Source organism: Micromonospora sp. M51 (genome assembly GCF_018070305.1).
Classification (GTDB): Bacteria; Actinomycetota; Actinomycetes; order Mycobacteriales; family Micromonosporaceae; genus Micromonospora; species Micromonospora parva.
Genome location: NZ_JAGPXZ010001108.1, coordinates 1 through 1414, shown reverse-complemented (window position 1 = coordinate 1414; position 1414 = coordinate 1). Strand labels below are relative to the sequence as shown.

Genomic DNA, 1414 nt, shown 5'->3' with positions numbered 1-1414 from the left:
GCTCGCCGAGCAGCAGCGCGGTCAGGGGCGTCGCGGGCGCGGGCTTGACGATGATCGGCGCGCCGACGGCGATGGCCGGCGCCACCTTGTGGGCGACGAGGTTGAGCGGGAAGTTGAACGGCGTGATGCCCAGCACGGGGCCTCTCGGCACCCGCCGGACCAGCGCGATCCGCCCGCCGGCAGCCGGGTCGGTGTCGAGTCGTTGCAGCTCCCCGGAGAAGCGTCGGGCCTCCTCGGCTGCCCACCGGAAGGTCGACACGGCCCGACCGACCTCGGCGCGGGCCCACTTGAGCGGCTTGCCGTTCTCCGCGGTGATCAGTGCGGCGATCTCGGCGGCGCGTTCGGTGAGCCGCCGGGACACGTGGTCGAGGGCAGCCGCGCGGGCGTGCGCGGGCAGGGCCGCGGCGTGCGCGGCCACCCCGGCCGCGGCGGCGACGGCGGCGGCGACCTGGTCGGGCGTGGCGAATGTGGTACGCCCCACCGGGCGGCCGTCGTACGGGTGGTGGACGGTCAGCTCACCCTCGCCGGTGGCGGGTCGGGAGGCGACGAAGAAGGGTGCGGGCTCCACGCCGAGCAGCGTAGCCGAGCGATCAGCCGACGGAAACAGTCGCGATAACCCTTGTCTGCCGCGAATTCGGTAGCGAAGATGGCAGAGAGATTGCGATAACCGCCGCAGAACCGCGCCCCCGGCCCCCTCGGAGTGAACCCTCATGAGTGACCAGCAGCAGCTGCGCAACTTCGTCAACGGCTCCTACGTCGACCCGGCCGACGGCGGCTACGCCGATCTGGTCGACCCCTGCACGGGTGAGGTGTTCGCCCAGGCCCCGGTCTCCGGGGCTGCCGACGTGGACGCGGCGATGAACGCCGCCGCCACCGCCTTCGAGAGCTGGCGGGAGGTCACCCCCGCCGAACGGCAGCGGGCGCTGCTCAAGCTCGCCGACGCCGTGGAGGCGCGCGCCGCCGAACTTGTCGACGCCGAGGTGCGCAACACCGGCAAGCCCCGGCAGCTCACCGCCGAGGAGGAGCTTCCCCCGGCGGTGGACCAGTTCCGGTTCTTCGCCGGTGCCGCCCGGATGCTGGAGGGTCGCTCGGCCGGGGAGTACCTGGCCGGGCACACCTCGTACGTGCGGCGGGAGCCGATCGGCGTCTGCGCGCAGGTCACGCCGTGGAACTACCCGCTGATGATGGCGGTCTGGAAGATCGCCCCGGCGCTCGCCGCCGGCAACACCGTGGTGCTCAAGCCGTCGGACACCACCCCGGTGTCGACGCTGCTGCTCGCCGAGATCGCCGCCGAGTTCTTCCCGCCGGGGGTGTTCAACGTGGTCTGCGGCGACCGGGACACCGGTCGTACCCTCGTGTCGCACCCGACCCCGCAGCTGGTGTCGATCACCGGCTCGACCCGCGCGGGCATGGA

General features: G+C 73.0%; 2 protein-coding genes. One reads left to right on the top strand and one right to left on the bottom strand.

Going from position 1 to position 1414, the window contains the following annotated elements; all coding sequences use genetic code 11:
- The coding region (locus KBX53_RS32855) for an aldehyde dehydrogenase family protein (RefSeq protein WP_210863748.1) at positions 1–568 on the bottom strand (568 nt) is incomplete at its 3' end.
- A gap of 142 nt (positions 569–710) precedes the next feature.
- Between KBX53_RS32855 and KBX53_RS32850 the strand changes: the two genes are divergently transcribed.
- Positions 711–1414: aldehyde dehydrogenase family protein (locus KBX53_RS32850; RefSeq protein ID WP_210863747.1), on the top strand; the 704-nt coding region annotated here is incomplete at its 3' end.